14 protein-coding genes are annotated in these 15,286 nt (G+C 48.2%); 10 read left to right on the top strand and 4 right to left on the bottom strand.

The features are described 5' to 3' along the window. The first annotated feature begins 28 nt into the window (after window positions 1–28). From Q365_RS0118880 to Q365_RS0118915, 8 genes are all read left to right on the top strand, one after another. Window positions 29–766 carry a heme ABC transporter permease gene (locus Q365_RS0118880; protein WP_028024805.1) on the top strand — a complete coding sequence of 246 codons (738 nt, stop codon included), beginning with the start codon at window positions 29–31 and terminating at the stop codon, window positions 764–766. A gap of 2 nt (window positions 767–768) precedes the next feature. Continuing rightward, the gene (gene ccmD, locus Q365_RS0118885; RefSeq protein WP_028024806.1) at window positions 769–975 is read left to right on the top strand and encodes a heme exporter protein CcmD; all 207 of its coding nucleotides are present in this window, start codon (window positions 769–771) and stop codon (window positions 973–975) included. Further along, window positions 972–1,454: a cytochrome c maturation protein CcmE gene (ccmE, locus tag Q365_RS0118890; RefSeq protein ID WP_028024807.1), complete on the top strand. Its 483-nt coding sequence runs from the start codon at window positions 972–974 to the stop codon at window positions 1,452–1,454. The genes ccmD and ccmE overlap by 4 nt, the downstream gene beginning before the upstream one ends. Beyond that, the gene (locus Q365_RS0118895) at window positions 1,454–3,430 is read left to right on the top strand and encodes a heme lyase CcmF/NrfE family subunit (protein ID WP_028024808.1); all 1,977 of its coding nucleotides are present in this window, start codon (window positions 1,454–1,456) and stop codon (window positions 3,428–3,430) included. Before ccmE ends, Q365_RS0118895 begins: the two co-directional genes overlap by 1 nt. A gap of 2 nt (window positions 3,431–3,432) precedes the next feature. Further along, entirely contained in the window at window positions 3,433–3,987 is a 555-nt protein-coding gene (locus Q365_RS0118900) for a DsbE family thiol:disulfide interchange protein (RefSeq protein ID WP_028024809.1), read from the top strand. After that, the gene (locus Q365_RS0118905) at window positions 3,987–4,493 is read left to right on the top strand and encodes a cytochrome c-type biogenesis protein (RefSeq protein ID WP_028024810.1); all 507 of its coding nucleotides are present in this window, start codon (window positions 3,987–3,989) and stop codon (window positions 4,491–4,493) included. Before Q365_RS0118900 ends, Q365_RS0118905 begins: the two co-directional genes overlap by 1 nt. Beyond that, window positions 4,490–5,704, top strand: a complete 1,215-nt coding sequence (ccmI, locus tag Q365_RS0118910) for a c-type cytochrome biogenesis protein CcmI (protein WP_028024811.1) — start codon at window positions 4,490–4,492, stop codon at window positions 5,702–5,704. The genes Q365_RS0118905 and ccmI overlap by 4 nt, the downstream gene beginning before the upstream one ends. A gap of 132 nt (window positions 5,705–5,836) precedes the next feature. Beyond that, a complete protein-coding gene (locus Q365_RS0118915) occupies window positions 5,837–6,625 on the top strand; it encodes an MlaA family lipoprotein (RefSeq protein WP_028024812.1) in 789 nt (262 codons plus the stop codon). Between the two features lie 96 nt (window positions 6,626–6,721). Here the strand turns inward: Q365_RS0118915 and Q365_RS0118920 are convergent, their stop codons facing one another. The 4 genes from Q365_RS0118920 to Q365_RS0118935 all read right to left on the bottom strand — a co-directional run bounded on the left by Q365_RS0118920 (window position 6,722) and on the right by Q365_RS0118935 (window position 11,123). Continuing rightward, window positions 6,722–8,035: an outer membrane protein transport protein gene (locus tag Q365_RS0118920; RefSeq protein ID WP_028024813.1), complete on the bottom strand. Its 1,314-nt coding sequence runs from the start codon at window positions 8,033–8,035 to the stop codon at window positions 6,722–6,724. Window positions 8,036–8,355: 320 nt separating this feature from the next. Then, complete coding sequence (locus tag Q365_RS0118925) at window positions 8,356–9,624, bottom strand: outer membrane protein transport protein (RefSeq protein ID WP_028024814.1); 1,269 nt, start codon at window positions 9,622–9,624, stop codon at window positions 8,356–8,358. Window positions 9,625–9,838: 214 nt separating this feature from the next. Then, window positions 9,839–10,561 carry a DUF3379 family protein gene (locus Q365_RS0118930; RefSeq protein ID WP_028024815.1) on the bottom strand — a complete coding sequence of 241 codons (723 nt, stop codon included), beginning with the start codon at window positions 10,559–10,561 and terminating at the stop codon, window positions 9,839–9,841. Continuing rightward, window positions 10,548–11,123: a sigma-70 family RNA polymerase sigma factor gene (locus tag Q365_RS0118935; RefSeq protein ID WP_028024816.1), complete on the bottom strand. Its 576-nt coding sequence runs from the start codon at window positions 11,121–11,123 to the stop codon at window positions 10,548–10,550. The genes Q365_RS0118930 and Q365_RS0118935 overlap by 14 nt, the downstream gene beginning before the upstream one ends. Before the next feature lie 703 nt (window positions 11,124–11,826). Here Q365_RS0118935 and fadI point away from each other — a divergent pair. Both fadI and fadJ read left to right on the top strand, forming a co-directional pair. Further along, on the top strand, window positions 11,827–13,137 hold the full coding sequence (gene fadI, locus Q365_RS0118940) for an acetyl-CoA C-acyltransferase FadI (protein ID WP_028024817.1): 1,311 nt from the start codon (window positions 11,827–11,829) through the stop codon (window positions 13,135–13,137). Next, window positions 13,137–15,251, top strand: coding sequence for a fatty acid oxidation complex subunit alpha FadJ (gene fadJ, locus Q365_RS0118945; RefSeq protein WP_028024818.1), 2,115 nt, complete (start codon window positions 13,137–13,139; stop codon window positions 15,249–15,251). Before fadI ends, fadJ begins: the two co-directional genes overlap by 1 nt. Window positions 15,252–15,286 lie beyond the last annotated feature (35 nt).

Here is a 15,286-nt window from a genome sequence, read left to right on the forward strand (position 1 = left end):
TTTATAATTAATTAAGAGCGATAGAGTAATGTGGAAATGGCTTCATCCTTATGCCAAGCCAGAAGCAACCTACAAGCTATGTAATACGCTTCTGCCATGGTTTGCCGTGCTGGCATTGTTGTCCTTGGTCACTGGAACGGTGTGGGGGTTGGCTTTTGCGCCGTCCGACTATCAGCAAGGTGATAGCTTCCGTATCATTTATATCCATGTTCCGGCTGCTATTTGGTCAATGGGTGCGTACATGTCGATGGCGATTGCGGCATTCATTGGCATGGTTTGGCAAATCAAAACCTCGGATTGGGCGGCTGCCGCTATGGCGCCAGTAGGTGCCGTGTTCACGTTTATTGCGTTAGTGACTGGCGCAATATGGGGCAAACCCATGTGGGGTGCTTGGTGGGTATGGGATGCTCGCCTAACGTCAGAGTTGATTCTGCTGTTTCTCTATTTGGGCGTTATCGCTTTGTATAATGCGTTTGATGATGATCGAACCGCAGGTCGTGCTGCAGGTATTCTTGCCATGGTTGGGGTGATCAACTTGCCGATCATTCACTTCTCTGTGGAGTGGTGGAATACCCTACACCAAGGGGCAACTATCACTAAGTTTGCTAAGCCGTCAATTGCGTCAGACATGCTATGGCCTCTGTTGTTAAACATTGTAGGTTTTGCTTTGTTCTTTGGTGCAGCGACCTTGATGGCACTAAAAAACAAAATTTTGCAGCGCGAGTCGCATCGTCCTTGGGCACGTGAATTGGTAGAGAGAGCCTAACCATGCATTTTAGTTCCTTCTCCGCATTCTTAGACATGGGTGGCTATGCTGGCTATGTGTGGAGTGCATTTGCGATTACATTTTTAGCTATGTTTTGGGTTGTATTTTCGGCTCATCTCACTCGCCGCAAACTCATTCGTGAAATAAAGAACAGAGTTGCCCGAGAGCAACGTATCAAGAAAGCCCAAAATATGGAGAACACGTTATGAACCCAAGACGCAAGAAACGCTTAGGGCTAGTTATCGCTCTAGTGTTTGGTGTAGGCGCAACGGTTGGTTTGGTGGTGTATGCGCTCAATCAAAATATGGACTTGTTCTATACCCCAACCGAAATTGTTCAAGGTAAACCAGACGGTTCTAAACCCTATGTTGGTCAACGTTTGCGTATCGGCGGCATGGTGGTTGAAGACTCAGTAAGCCGTGACCCTGAGTCGCTTAAAGTGACATTTCAGGTCGCCGATATTGGCCCTGCGGTAACGGTTGAATTTGAAGGTATTTTGCCTGACTTGTTCCGTGAAGGTCAGGGCATTGTGGCGCAGGGCGAATTGGTTAATGCAACCACGGTTCGTGCGCAAGAAGTGCTGGCTAAGCATGACGAAGAATACATGCCGCCTGAAATTGCCGAAGCGATGAACAAGAACCATCAACCGCTTGAATACACCGAACAGCAAAAACAAGGTACTTACTAATGATTGCTGAACTGGGGCATTTTGCCCTGATTATTTCTTTAGGTTTCTCAGTACTGCTGAGCATCTACCCGTTGTGGGGTGCCCACGTCGGAAATCAAGCCATGATGCGTTCGGCGCGACCACTGGCTATTGGCATGTTCCTGATGTTGCTGATGTCTTTTATCGCGTTGAGTTGGGCCTTTTATGCCAATGACTTTACGGTCAGCTACGTGGCGAGCAACTCTAACAGCGCATTGCCTTGGTACTACCGCCTGACCGCGGTTTGGGGCGCGCACGAAGGTTCTTTGTTGCTTTGGGTATTGATCCAAGCCGGTTGGACGCTTGCTGTGGCAGTGTTTAGCCGTGGTATGCCACAAGAATCCGTTGCACGTGTGCTTGCGGTAATGGGCATGATTGGCGTTGGCTTCTTGTTGTTCATCATCGTGACATCAAACCCGTTCGAACGCACCTTGCCTTATTTCCCTGTGGATGGACGCGATCTTAACCCGCTACTTCAAGATCCGGGTCTGATTGTTCACCCACCGATGCTTTATATGGGTTATGTCGGTTTCTCCGTCGCGTTTGCGTTTGCGATCGCTTCTTTGATGGCGGGTCGCCTTGATACAGCGTGGGCGCGTTGGTCTCGTCCTTGGACCACGGCTGCGTGGGTATTTCTGACGCTAGGTATCGCTCTGGGTTCATGGTGGGCTTACTACGAACTTGGCTGGGGTGGTTGGTGGTTCTGGGATCCGGTCGAAAACGCCTCATTCATGCCTTGGTTGGCTGGTACCGCATTGATGCACTCGCTAGCGGTAACTGAAAAACGCGGCACGTTTAAAGCGTGGACCGTATTGCTGGCTATTTCTGCTTTCTCGCTCAGTCTACTCGGCACCTTCTTGGTACGTTCAGGCGTACTGGTATCGGTTCACGCATTTGCGTCCGATCCGGCGCGTGGTTTGTTCATCCTCGCCTTCCTTGTGGCGGTAATCGGTGGCTCACTGTTGCTTTACGCGCTGCGTGCATCAGAAGTGCGCTCACGCGGCAACTTTGAATTGGTATCACGTGAAAACGTGCTGCTAGCGAACAATATCTTCTTGGTCGCTGCGCTCATGGTTGTGCTTCTTGGTACGCTATTGCCTTTGGTTCACAAACAGATCGGCTTAGGATCAGTATCCATCGGTGAACCTTTCTTCAATCTCTTGTTTACTTGGCTTTCTGTTCCTTTTGTCTTTTTGTTGGGTATTGGTCCGCTGATCCGCTGGAAACGCGACAACCTCAAAAACGTGAAAAAGGAAGTGATCGTCAGTGGCCTGATTTCCGTCACCTTAGGTATTGGACTGGTTTGGTTCTTTGCTGACGTGTTCAAACCACTTGCAGCGCTGGGTGCAGTGATGGGCCTTTGGGTCATTATCATGCAATCTGTCGAAGTCTATCAGCGAGCGACGCATCGCCATGACTTTATGACGGGACTTGGCAAGCTGGGTCGCAGTCACTGGGCGATGGTGCTCGGTCATATCGGTCTTGCGATCTCTGTATTGGGTATCGCTATGGTGCAAAACTATGACATCGAACGTGACGTGAAAATGGCGCCGGGCGATCGCGTAGAAATCCAAGGTTATGATTTCCACTTCCAAGGTCTTCGTGACAAAGACGGTCCTAACTACGATGGTTACGTGGCTGACTTTGACATCTACAGCGGTGATAAGCGCATTAACACGCTACACGCTGAGAAGCGTTTCTACACCGTACAGCGCTCAATGATGACGGAAGCTGATATCGATCGCGGCATCACTCGTGACTTGTATATTGCGATGGGTGAGCGTCTTCCTGATGGTGCGTGGGCGATTCGTATTTACTACAAGCCGTTTGTTCGCTGGATCTGGTTCGGTGCTTTGGTGATGTCCATTGGTGGCATATTGGCGATGTCTGACAAGCGTTACCGTTTCCGTCAGAAATCGGAATCTACCGTATCCATTGAACCTGCAAAGGAAGCGTAAGAATGAAACGTCCTTTACTCTTTATTCCGCTGGTACTGTTCATGGTGTTGGTGGCAGTGTTTTTCGTCCAACTTGGCAAAAATGCAGACGGCGATGATCCAACGAAGTTGGAGTCTGTGCTGGTAGGTAAGCCCGTTCCTGAGTTTCGTCTCGAAGATCTGACTCAAGCGGGCAAGCTGTATGACCAAGATATTTTCAAAGGCCAACCGCTGTTGCTCAACGTCTGGGCAACCTGGTGTCCAACGTGTTATGCCGAGCATACTTACCTTAATGAGTTGGCGGCAAATGGCGTGAAAATCATTGGTCTTAACTACAAAGATGATCGGGTAAAAGCAATTGGCTGGTTAAACCAATTGGGCAACCCTTACTTGGTCAGCTTGTTTGATGGTAACGGTATGCTAGGCCTTGATTTGGGAGTATATGGTGCGCCAGAGACTTTCCTTATTGATGCTAACGGTGTGATTCGTTACCGCCATGTCGGCGATGTGAATTCGCAGAATTGGCAAGACAAGCTTGGGCCAATGTATGAGCAGATGCTGGCGGAGGCAAAAGGATGATCAAGCGCTTTTGGTTGGCACTTGTATTGGCGAGCAGCGTGGTGTTTTCGGTTTCAGCTGCTATTGAGGTCTATGAGTTTGATGACCCAGCACAAGAGGCCGCTTTTCACCAACTGGGGAAAGAGCTTCGTTGCCCTAAGTGTCAAAACAATAACATCGCCGATTCCAACGCAGGCTTGGCTCAAGACCTTCGATTGAAGGTCTACGAGATGCTAAAGCAAGGCAAAAATGAAGATGAGATTGTCGAATACATGGTGGCCCGTTACGGCAACTTTGTGACCTACAATCCACCACTGACGGCGTCGACATTAATCTTGTGGGCAGGCCCTGTCCTGTGCGTGCTGATTGGTTTTACGGTATTGATTATGCGTAGTCGCAAACCGAAATCAAAAGCTGCGCAAGCTCAACTGGATGGCGATGAACAAGCGCGTCTTGCCGCACTGTTAGGTGATGATGCGGCAGGTAAACCGTCCGCCAATAAAAATAACAAGGATACAAACGGATGACCGAATTGTGGTTCTGGCTGATCACAGCCTTAATGGTACTTGTCTCTGTAGCGATCTTTGTTGTGCCAATTTATCGTGGGAAAGATCAAGATGAAGCGGCCAGTCGCGACGAGCTAAATAAAGCATTTTTCCGTGACCGCATGGATGAGTTGAATGAGGAAGTTGATGAAGGCTTGGTGGACAACCAAGGTGAGTTAGCTGTTGAACTTCAACAGTCTCTGTTAGATGACGTACCTGAAAAAAACCAAGTGCAAACTCAAAGCACAGTCGCACCTTGGATGCTTTTACCGGGTGTATTGATTCTAGTGATATTGAGTTACGCGCTCTATTTAACAACGGGTAACCAGCAGAAAGTGGTTCATTGGCAAGAAACCGCCGCCAAACTGCCAGAGTTATCAAGCCGACTGATGTCTGACAGCCAAGAGCCAATGACGGATCAGGAAATGGCGGATCTGACATTGGCGTTACGCACCAAGCTATCCCAAACCCCTGACGATGCGATGGGCTGGTTATTGCTAGGACGTATCGGTTTAGCGAATCGCGATATTCAAACCGCCGAAGGTGCTATGAGCCGAGCCTATCGATTGATGCCTGAAGACAGTGACGTGAAGCTGGGTTATGCGCAGTCGCTCATGCTTAGCGGTGATGAAACCAACGTTAACAAAGCTCGCGATATGCTTCGTGAAGTGGTTAAGGTTGATCATGGCAACCTTCAGGCCTTGTCTTTGCTCGCGTTTGAAGCGTTTGAACGTGGTGCCTTTGATGAAGCAATTGCCGCGTGGTCAACCATGAAGCAACTGCTACCTGCAAACGACCCTCGTGCCATGATGTTGGATCGCAGTATCGAACGTGCTGAGGCGCAAGCAGGTGCTGGAAATGGTCAAAGTGTGTCTGTGACTATTTCGTTGGGTGACGAAGTCGGTGTACCTAACGAAGGCGTACTGATTGTATCTGTTCACTCTGCTGATGGCGCGCCAATGCCTGTGGCGGCAAAGCGTTTACCACTCACTAACTTTCCAGTGAATGTAGAGCTCACTGACGCGGACAGTATGATTCCAGAACGTTTGATGTCTTCTTTGCCAGATGTGTTAGTGAAAGCGCGCATTGATAGTGATGGTAATGTGATGACCAAAGATGGCGATTGGTATGGTCAGAGCCAGCCATTTGCGCTGGGCGAATCCTCTCAAATCGTCATCAACCAACAGAACTAACGGTGTCAAACCCGAGCCAACTCAGCGTACTGCATGTATGCAAACATGCATTTTGAGTTCACTCGGGTATACTTGTGAAAAACGGATACGGCTGGTAAATAACCAGCCTCTTTTTTAGGACAGATAAAAACAATGTGGAAACGTCTGATATTAGCGGTTGGCGTAATTGTTGGATTGAGTGGTTGTGCTCAGTCACCGGATGATGCCACTGCCGATGCGGAAACAAACGCCGAGTTTGATGTTTCGCACCCAAATGATCCTTTTGAAGGATTCAACCGCGTCATGTGGTCAATCAACTACGACTATCTTGACCCATACATTGCGCGTCCAGTGTCTCTGGCGTACGTCAATTATGTGCCAAGCTTTGCAAGAACGGGTCTCTCTAACTTTATCAACAACCTTGAAGAGCCTGCGAGCATGGTAAACAGTCTCGTCATGCTAGAAGGTGAAGCGGCATTAACACACTTCAATCGCTTTTGGCTTAATACCGTGTTTGGTCTGGGCGGCATCATTGACCTTGCCTCTGCAGCGAACATTCAAAAGCTAGATGATCGTCAGTTTGGCGACGCGATGGGCTATTACGATATTGGTCAAGGCCCATACTTCATGGTGCCTGTTTATGGGCCAATCACGCTGCGTGAAGGCGCTGGTGATTTAGTTGATGATCTTTATCCGCCACTGTCTTTGTTGACGTTACCGCAGTCAATCATTAAGTGGGCGCTTGATGGGATGGAAAGTCGAGCAGCCGTTGTGCCGCAAGAGCCTTTACTAGAAAACTCGCCAGATCCGTATGTGTTTGCCCGTGATGCGTACCTACAGCATAAAGACTTCAAGGCAAGAGGTGGTCGAGCTATTGAAGAGCCTGAGCCTGATGACGAATATTTCGATGAAGATTTGTTAGACGAAATAGATGATTATTGATACCAATTAGATTGGGATAGAAAAATGGCCACTCATTGAGTGGCCATTTTTCGTTAGAACGACAGGGAATGTGAATTCGCTGCCGTTCAATGCGAATTAGAAGCGGTATGTTGCCTGTACACCAGCAAGCCATACGCTGCCCGTTGTTTGGCCTTTAAATGTGCCGCCGAATAACGCACCAGCTGCATCAGACTCGATACCTGGACGAGGTTCAACAACATCGGCTTCTTTTGCGAAGATGTAAGTGAAGCCTGCATCTAACGTCAGATCTTTTGACCATGCATAGCCTGCACCTAGGCTTAGCCATAGACGGTCAGTTTCTGGAATCGTGATAGTACGGTTTGCATCATCGACGGCTGACGTGTCATAAGCGACACCTGAACGCAGTTGGGTTTTGTCGTTAAGCTCGTAGGTGGCACCGACTGCGAAGCGATAGTTATCTTTCCAGTTCTCTTGTTTTACGATCTGAGTTGGCTCAGATAGAGACGGAATATTCGCTTCTAATTTTTCAAATGTGCTCCAATCTGTCCAGTTTACGCTCGCGTGTACTGCAACTTTATTGGTTAGTTGATGGAAGCTTGCCAATTCAGCAGTTGCCGGAAGGGTTAAGCCCATGCTGCCAGCCAGTTGTTTGGTTACTGTGCCGAATGCAAACCCAGTAGCGTGACCTTCAAGGCGTAAATCCACTTCTGAACGGTAGTTAAAACCGACACGGTTGTCTGGATTGATCTGCCAAGCTGCACCTGCCTGCCAGCCCCAAGAAGTGTCGTCACCCTCCATATATTTCAATGTAGTACCCGATGGAATCAGTCCACCCAATACATCGGCTGAGCTCTTAGCGCCAATACTGCCTTCACCCATGACATAACGCACACCACCGCCAATAGAGAACTGATCGTTAATGCGGTACGCAATGTTAGGGTTAATTTCCATGGTCATCACAGAAGCTTCATTACCAAACTGGGTGCCTTTGAAGCCATCATCCAGTTTAGTGTGCATGCCAAAGTTAGAGCTTAGCGCCAGACCAAGGAACACTTGGTCATTTACTTGGTGTGATGCATAGAAGTTCGGAATAAACGCAGCATCAGCAAAATCTTTTGATGATGTTGCGGTAGAAGTCGATTGCTGGGTAAATGGATTGGTTTGAGTCGTGGTTCCGTCAACATCTACATTTGGATCTACATAGATAAGACCAGTAGACACTTGAGTGCCTTCCAAATACGTTAGCATTGCTGGGTTACGGAACTGTGCTGCGGCATTGTCTGCCATTGCAGCTTCGCCTGCGTAAGCGCGGCCTAGGCCTGTTGCAGAGTATTCTGCAAGCTGAAAACCAGCAGCCATAACAGAGGTTGAAGAGAGAGAGCCAAGCGCGGCGGCGATCGCCAACGGTAGAATTTTGTTCTTGTTCATTATGTATTTCTTGTTTTTGAAGGTCGGTATAGGGTACTGACCAAAATTTCATATGCAATTTTGATGCGTTGAACAAGATAGTTTTGGATGTAAATATCGTTAAATATTTATTTGGTGGATATATTATCTACTTATTTACTGGTTTGGAACACATGTACGCTGAGTTTGGGCGAACACGTGTATAGTGAAATGGTTGGTATAGCGTACTGGTGTACGCTGAAAAATCGCTAAAATCTGCAGGTTGTAAGGGGAAGCGACAAATATCAGCGAACAAAAAGGGGAGCGATAGCTCCCCTTTCAATTTTTCAAACTCAGTTGACTTAGAAGCTTCGGCTGTACTGCAGACCCATTAGGATTGCATTTGCTTGAGTCGTTGCGGTGACAGAAGACAGATCTTGGCCTCCCAATGGGTTTGGCGTAGTTTCAGATACAGAAACTTCTTTGCCCATTAGGTAAGTAAAGCCGAAATCGATCGATGACTTCTGGTCTAGATGGTAGGTCAGGCCTGCTGACAACCACTGGCGGTCTGAATCAGGTACAGAAATTGACGTACGCTGATCTTGTGCACTGGTGTCGTACATGTAACCTGCGCGCAGCGTCCAGTCATTGTTCAGGTAGTAGGTACCACCGATGCTGTAGTGCCAGCCATCTTGCCATTCATACTGCTTGTTGTATTCGCCAGTCAGTACGGAATCTTGCAGGTTGTTAAAGCTTATTTGGTCGAATGCGCCCCAGCCGATGTATTGAACACTGTAGTGAACAGCGAACTTGGTGTCTTCGATTTTGTGGAAGCCAGAGAATTCTGCAATATCAGGCAAAGGTAGCGTAATTGTCTGACCTTTGTCATCTTCGGCTTCAAACTCTGGGCTATAACGGTACGAGAAGCCGAAACGATTGTTTTCGTCCAGTTCGTATACGGTACCTACGTTGAAGCCAATAGCAGTGCCCGTTGCGCCATCAACATTTAGAAGGTCTTTACCGCCAACGATTCCAACTTTGTTGCTCGCGGTGCGCTTCATGGTGCCTTGACCGTAAATCAGATCCAGACCTGCACCAAAGCTCCACTGGTCATTCACGCGGTAAGAACCTGCAAGGCCAAGGTTGAAGCTCATAACATCAGTCAAACCACCAAATTCAGACGCTACGTAATCATCGCCAAACTCGGTTTTAGTGCCGAAGTTTGAGTATGCATTGATACCCACAGCAAATTTTTCGTTCAGCGGCATAATAAAGTGAACATTTGGTGCAATGGAGGTGCCGCCGACGTCGTCGGTGTCTGCTACTGAGGTGCTAGGTGCGCCGAACCACTCACATGCGGTACCGCAATATTCTGCATCTTTCACATCGATCATTGTGGTGATGCTTTCAAAACCGATTGAGAATGCTTTCTCATCAAACAAAGCCATCGCAGCAGGGTTACGTGCCATAACAGAGGCGTTATCGGCGATAACTGCATCACCGGCGAATGCACGACCTATACCAGTTGCAGATTGAGCATTTAGCTGGAAACCAGCCGCGAGAGCTGAAGTAGAACTTGCCGCTACAGCAATTGCCACTGCTGAACGGATAAACAGACGCTTCTTATTCATGGTGTAAATAATCCAATGAAATTTATAATAGTTTTATGATTTTGGGCTTTTTAAATAAGCTGCGCGGATTCTATTGCGTAGGTTGTTATTTGGAAATCTGACCAGTTACAGGACATTGTTCTTTAACGGTTGCATATGCGTGCAGGTTGTTGTTCTTTATGGAAAACAAAAAGGGAGCTTAAAGCTCCCTTTTTAAATGTAATAGAGTGTGTGTTTAGGCTTTTTGATTCAAATGCAGCTTCAATTGTTCTGCAATGGGCATAATATCGGCACCCTCTTTACCGACAACAATGACGCTGCTGTTATTGGTAGGTAGCGAAATCGCCTCCATGTTGCCATCACTGTACGTTTCCATTTCTGGTGTTTGCTGAGGAACCACAAAGACAGTGAAATCATCGCCATTTTCGTCTTTCAAAACCATATGTACAGCGTGTTTGCTGTTAAAACTACAGTGATTTAGGTACGACACCGTGCCAGGCAAACTTCCACTGAAGCTTTTTCCCAATGGAGACAGTTTTGCGTTGACTTGCTGAATGCTTGCCCCTTCATTGGCTGCTAAGGCAAAGGGAGCTTCATTGTAATAATGCTGCAGCGCAATCTGCCCCAAGTTCTGTTGTATTGGTGAAATTGGGAGTGTTTGCCAATTGAATTGACCTAGCATGACACCAAATACAAACGCGATGGAGGCGGCAATGGCCAGATGGAACTTAGGCTTACGATTCTCTCTGATCACATCGCTGCTTTGCTTAAATAGCACCTTATCAACCAAGTCGTCAGGCACATCAACGCGTAGCGCTTGATCAATCAGCGCATCCAAATTTTCTAGCTCTGTTGCCAATTTTTGGTTGGCGGGTGAGTCAGCTTTTGCCGCCGATACTTCAGGGTCTTGATCTTGAGGATCGGCCAGAAGGCGGCGACGAAATTCAAGCTCGTCCATTCTGCGCTCCTCGTTGCGTATCGTTTTGACTGTCCATGAACTCTTTCAATTGGTTTCTCGCTCTGAACAAACGTGTCATTACCGTATTTTTGTTGAGATCCATGATCTCTGCGATTTCTTCGCCACTAAACCCAGCCATGACCTGTAAAACAAGAGGTTCACGGTACTCGGGTGACAAGCGCATAATCTGTTTATGAAGCCACTGTTGCTCTACCGATGCCTCTTCACTGGGCTGGGTATTATCTGGCACTTGATGGTCATCAATATCAACCAATTCGAGCTGCTTTCGCTCAAATCGGCGCGCATTCTCTCGGCGAAGTATGGTAATTAGCCATGCTTTCGCAGCGTTATCATCTTGAAGGCTATCGAGCGATCGCCAAGCACGAAGACAAGTCTCCTGAACAAGATCTTCTGCTACATGTTGGTCTTTCGTCAACCAATATGCGTAACGGTATAGATCTCTGTGCCAAGCTCTCACGAGCGCTTCATATCGTCTTTGTTTTTCCATATCAATAGAGACCTTGGATGTTGACGATTTATTTCCGAAAATTTTCAAAACCATTTCGCTTTCCCTGAAAGTCTCTGTTTTACGTGTAGATACACATGTTACCTCGCTACTTTGTCTTCAGTGATTTTGAAAAACTCAAGGTTCTTCATATCTCAGCATTAAGTCAATAATCTCCATAATGCTTGTATGGGTATCGTTGCGCATAGTGGACGAGTCTTGTCTTTAATCCGTTGTTCAAATCAGAGTTGATGAAGAATCAAACATAAAATTGATCTGCTTCAAAAAGAGCCTGCTTTCAATGAGTATAGTAGGCACTGTCATCTGGGAGCACGTTGTAGGTTTCGTTGGTTTACCGAACCTTGGCTGCGTGTGACTGTGTTGAGCAAGATGACAAACTTCCTTTTTGAAGGCTGACTTTACTTTCTCCTCAGGTCTTAGACCTGATTTGCAATTGGCTTTACGTTAATTGATTTTCATACGTGATTGCTTTCCACATACGTTGCCACACCTGATTAGGTGTGGTTTTTTTTGCTTTATTTTCTGAATAAGTCTGTTTTAATCGTATCCCTTTTTCGTGAATGGCACATGTCGGGGCTAGGACAAGAGAGGGTTTTCGCGGTTGAGACGTCACTTTTCTCGCAAAATTGTCGTCCCTGTCTATATTTGTCACGCGGATTTAATTAAACGCCCGTTTTAATCTGATAACAAATTGGTTACACTCTTCTGGTCTGACCTCTAATGCTAGCAAGGAGCGGCAATGAACTCTCCCCAGAACCTGACAACACGTCAGGGAGAACGTATCGCTGTTGTGGCGGGTCTTCGTACCCCGTTTGCACGACAATCTACCGCATATGCTGATGTGCCTGCCGTCGATCTTGGCAAAATGGTTGTTAGCGAAATGCTAAATCGCACTGCGATCGATCCCAAGTTGATTGACCAGCTTGTATTTGGTCAAGTCGTGCAAATGCCAGAAGCCCCCAACATTGCGCGTGAAATCGTACTCGGTACGGGTATGAATATTCATACTGATGCCTACAGCGTCAGCCGCGCTTGTGCCACCAGCTTCCAGTCTGTGGTGAATGTCACCGAAAGCATCATGTCTGGCACTGTCGATATTGGTATCGCGGGTGGAGCGGATTCTTCTTCCGTTCTTCCTATCGGCGTATCGAAGAAAATGGCAGCAACCTTGCTCGCACTCAGCAAGGCAAAAACGCTCAGCAAACGTTTGAAGCTATTAAGCAAACTTTCGCTTAAAGATCTTGCGCCTGTGCCGCCTGCGGTTGCTGAGTACTCAACGGGCTTGAGCATGGGGCAGACGGCAGAACAGATGGCGAAGAGCCACCATATTAGCCGTCAAGATCAAGATGCACTCGCGCATCGTTCGCACACTTTGGCCGCAAAAGCATGGGCTGATGGCCTAGTGCGTGATGAGGTGATGACAGCCTTTCCAGAACCTTACCGAGCGTGGATAGATAAAGACAACAATATCCGTGAAGACTCTAGCGTAGAGACCTACGCTAAGTTACGTCCGGCGTTTGATCGTAAACACGGCTCAGTCACTGCTGCTAACAGTACGCCACTGACCGACGGAGCAGCGGCCGTCATGCTGATGCGAGAAGGACGAGCGAAAGAGTTGGGCTTAGTGCCGTTAGGGTACATACGCTCTTACGCGTTTGCTGCGATTCAAGTTGAACATGACATGCTGATGGGGCCGTCCTATGCGACGCCGATGGCGCTTGATCGCGCTGGCATCACATTGGCGGATCTAACCTTGATCGATATGCACGAGGCATTTGCCGCTCAAGCATTGGCGAACGTGAAAATGTTTGGCTCCAAAACGTTTGCACAACAAAAGCTCGGTCGCGCTCAGGCGATTGGCGATATTGATATGGATAAATTCAACGTACTTGGCGGCTCTTTGGCTTATGGCCATCCTTTTGCTGCAACAGGTGCGCGAATGATCACCCAAACATTGAATGAACTGCGTCGTCGCGGTGGTGGTTTGGCCTTGAATACTGCCTGTGCTGCGGGTGGCTTAGGCGCGGCAATGATCTTGGAGGCCGAATAATGAGTGAATCAATGACCCCAAATGCATTCTCACTGCGCCATGGCGAAGACGGCGTTGCTTGGCTGAGTATCGATGTGCCCGGCGAAACCATGAACACATTGCAAGCTACGTTTGTTGATGAAATTAGCGCAATTTTGAGCGAGCTGGAAAGCAACAGTGCAATCAAAGGCTTGGTGATGTATTCCGCCAAGCCAGATAACTTTGTTGCCGGCGCCGACGTTCGTATGCTGGATGCCTGTGAAACCGCAGAAGATGCACAAGCGATCGCAGAGCAGGGGCAAAAACTGTTCTCTCGTATCGAAAAGCTGCCGTTTCATGTGGTGGCTGCTATTCACGGCCCTTGTTTGGGCGGTGGCCTTGAGTTGGCGCTGGCGTGTCACAGCCGTGTTGCGACTGACGATGACAAAACGCGTCTAGGTTTGCCTGAAGTGCAATTAGGTTTGCTGCCAGGTTCGGGCGGTACACAACGCCTCCCTCGCCTGATTGGCGTGGCGGGCGCGCTTGATATGATCCTTACGGGCAAGCAACTTCGTGCGAAAAAAGCCAAGAAAATGGGTGTGGTTGACGATGTCGTGCCGCATTCCGTATTGCTTCGCGTGGCTGAAGAACTGGCGCTAAAAGGAAAACCAAAGCGCACAAATACGTGGCAAAGCTGGGCGATGGGCGGTAACGCGCTAGGGCGCTCAGTCGTATTTGACCAAGCCGGTAAAAAAACGCGTGAGAAAACCCGTGGTAACTACCCAGCCACTGAAGCCATTCTTGAAGTCATAAAGCATGGTCTAGACAAAGGTGTTGAGAAAGGGCTGGCGCTTGAAGCTAAACGCTTTGGCGAGTTGGTGATGACCGATGAATCGGCATCCCTTCGCAGCATTTTCTTTGCCACGACAGCCATGAAAAAAGAAACAGGCGCAGACGCAGAACCTGATCTGGTGACGGGCGTTGCCGTCCTTGGTGGTGGTCTCATGGGGGCAGGCATCGCAAACGTGTCAGCCACGAAAGCGAATCTTCCTGTTCGTATCAAAGATGTGAGCAACGATGGTTTGCTTAACGCGATGAATTACAGCTTTAAGTTGCTGGATAAAAAGCGTAAGCGCCGCATTATTTCTAAGGCTGAAATGCAATCCCAGATGGCACGGATCAGCGGCACCACAGATTACAACGGCATGGACCGTTGCAATGTGGTGGTTGAAGCGGTATTCGAAGATTTGGATCTGAAGCATAAGATGATCGCAGAAGTTGAAGAGGCACTCAGCGACACAACTTTGTTTGCTACTAATACGTCATCGCTACCAATTCATCAAATCGCTGCCGGTGCCAAGCGCCCTGAAAATGTCGTGGGTCTGCATTACTTTAGCCCCGTCGATAAGATGCCTTTGGTCGAAGTTATCCCCCATGCGGGTACGTCAGAAAAAGCGGTCGCGACCGTGGTGAAACTGGCGAAAAAGCAGGGCAAAACGCCTATTGTGGTGGCAGACAAAGCGGGTTTCTATGTGAACCGCATTCTTGCTCCCTACATGAATGAAGCGGCGATGAATCTGCTGGCAGGCGAGTCTGTGGAGCATATTGACACCGCACTGCTTGATTTCGGTTTCCCTGTGGGTCCAGTAACTTTGCTCGACGAAGTGGGTATTGATATTGGCGCTAAGATCAGTCCTATCTTGCTCAATGAGCTTGGTGAGCGATTCCGCGCACCAGACGTATTTGACGTGATGCTGCAAGACGGCCGTAAAGGGCGTAAGAGTGGTAAAGGATTCTTCGTTTACAACGGCAAGAAAAAAGAAGTTGATAAACGCGTTTATGGTTTATTAGGTGTTGAGCTGAAAAGTCAGCTTTCAGCCCATGAACTGTCGATGCGCTGTGTGCTAATGATGCTCAACGAAGCAGCTCGCTGTTTGGACGAAGGTGTGGTGAAATCTGCGCGTGATGGAGACATTGGTGCGGTGTTCGGTATCGGTTTCCCGCCGTTTTTAGGTGGCCCATTCCGTTACATGGACCATATCGGTATCAAGCGTCTCGTTGAAATGCTTGAAGAGCATGAAGCGAAATATGGCGAGCGATTCGCGCCGTGTGAATTGCTAAAAGCCATGGCTTCGGAAGACAAACACTTCTTTTGAATTCAGTGACTACAACCAACGTGGGTGAAATGAAG

The organism is Enterovibrio calviensis DSM 14347 (genome assembly GCF_000621165.1).
Lineage (GTDB): Bacteria > Pseudomonadota > Gammaproteobacteria > Enterobacterales > Vibrionaceae > Enterovibrio > Enterovibrio calviensis.

What these genes read in the sequence shown, in the direction of transcription:
- Q365_RS0118930 (WP_028024815.1), bottom strand. Translation starts at nt 10,561, where the DNA reads ATGGACGAGCTTGAATTTCGTCGCCGCCTTCTGGCCGATCCTCAAGAT.
- ccmE (WP_028024807.1), top strand. Translation starts at nt 972, where the DNA reads ATGAACCCAAGACGCAAGAAACGCTTAGGGCTAGTTATCGCTCTAGTG.
- Q365_RS0118895 (WP_028024808.1), top strand. Translation starts at nt 1,454, where the DNA reads ATGATTGCTGAACTGGGGCATTTTGCCCTGATTATTTCTTTAGGTTTC.
- Q365_RS0118880 (WP_028024805.1), top strand. Translation starts at nt 29, where the DNA reads ATGTGGAAATGGCTTCATCCTTATGCCAAGCCAGAAGCAACCTACAAG.
- fadI (WP_028024817.1), top strand. Translation starts at nt 11,827, where the DNA reads ATGAACTCTCCCCAGAACCTGACAACACGTCAGGGAGAACGTATCGCT.
- ccmD (WP_028024806.1), top strand. Translation starts at nt 769, where the DNA reads ATGCATTTTAGTTCCTTCTCCGCATTCTTAGACATGGGTGGCTATGCT.
- Q365_RS0118900 (WP_028024809.1), top strand. Translation starts at nt 3,433, where the DNA reads ATGAAACGTCCTTTACTCTTTATTCCGCTGGTACTGTTCATGGTGTTG.
- Q365_RS0118920 (WP_028024813.1), bottom strand. Translation starts at nt 8,035, where the DNA reads ATGAACAAGAACAAAATTCTACCGTTGGCGATCGCCGCCGCGCTTGGC.
- Q365_RS0118915 (WP_028024812.1), top strand. Translation starts at nt 5,837, where the DNA reads ATGTGGAAACGTCTGATATTAGCGGTTGGCGTAATTGTTGGATTGAGT.
- ccmI (WP_028024811.1), top strand. Translation starts at nt 4,490, where the DNA reads ATGACCGAATTGTGGTTCTGGCTGATCACAGCCTTAATGGTACTTGTC.
- Q365_RS0118935 (WP_028024816.1), bottom strand. Translation starts at nt 11,123, where the DNA reads ATGGTTTTGAAAATTTTCGGAAATAAATCGTCAACATCCAAGGTCTCT.
- Q365_RS0118925 (WP_028024814.1), bottom strand. Translation starts at nt 9,624, where the DNA reads ATGAATAAGAAGCGTCTGTTTATCCGTTCAGCAGTGGCAATTGCTGTA.
- fadJ (WP_028024818.1), top strand. Translation starts at nt 13,137, where the DNA reads ATGAGTGAATCAATGACCCCAAATGCATTCTCACTGCGCCATGGCGAA.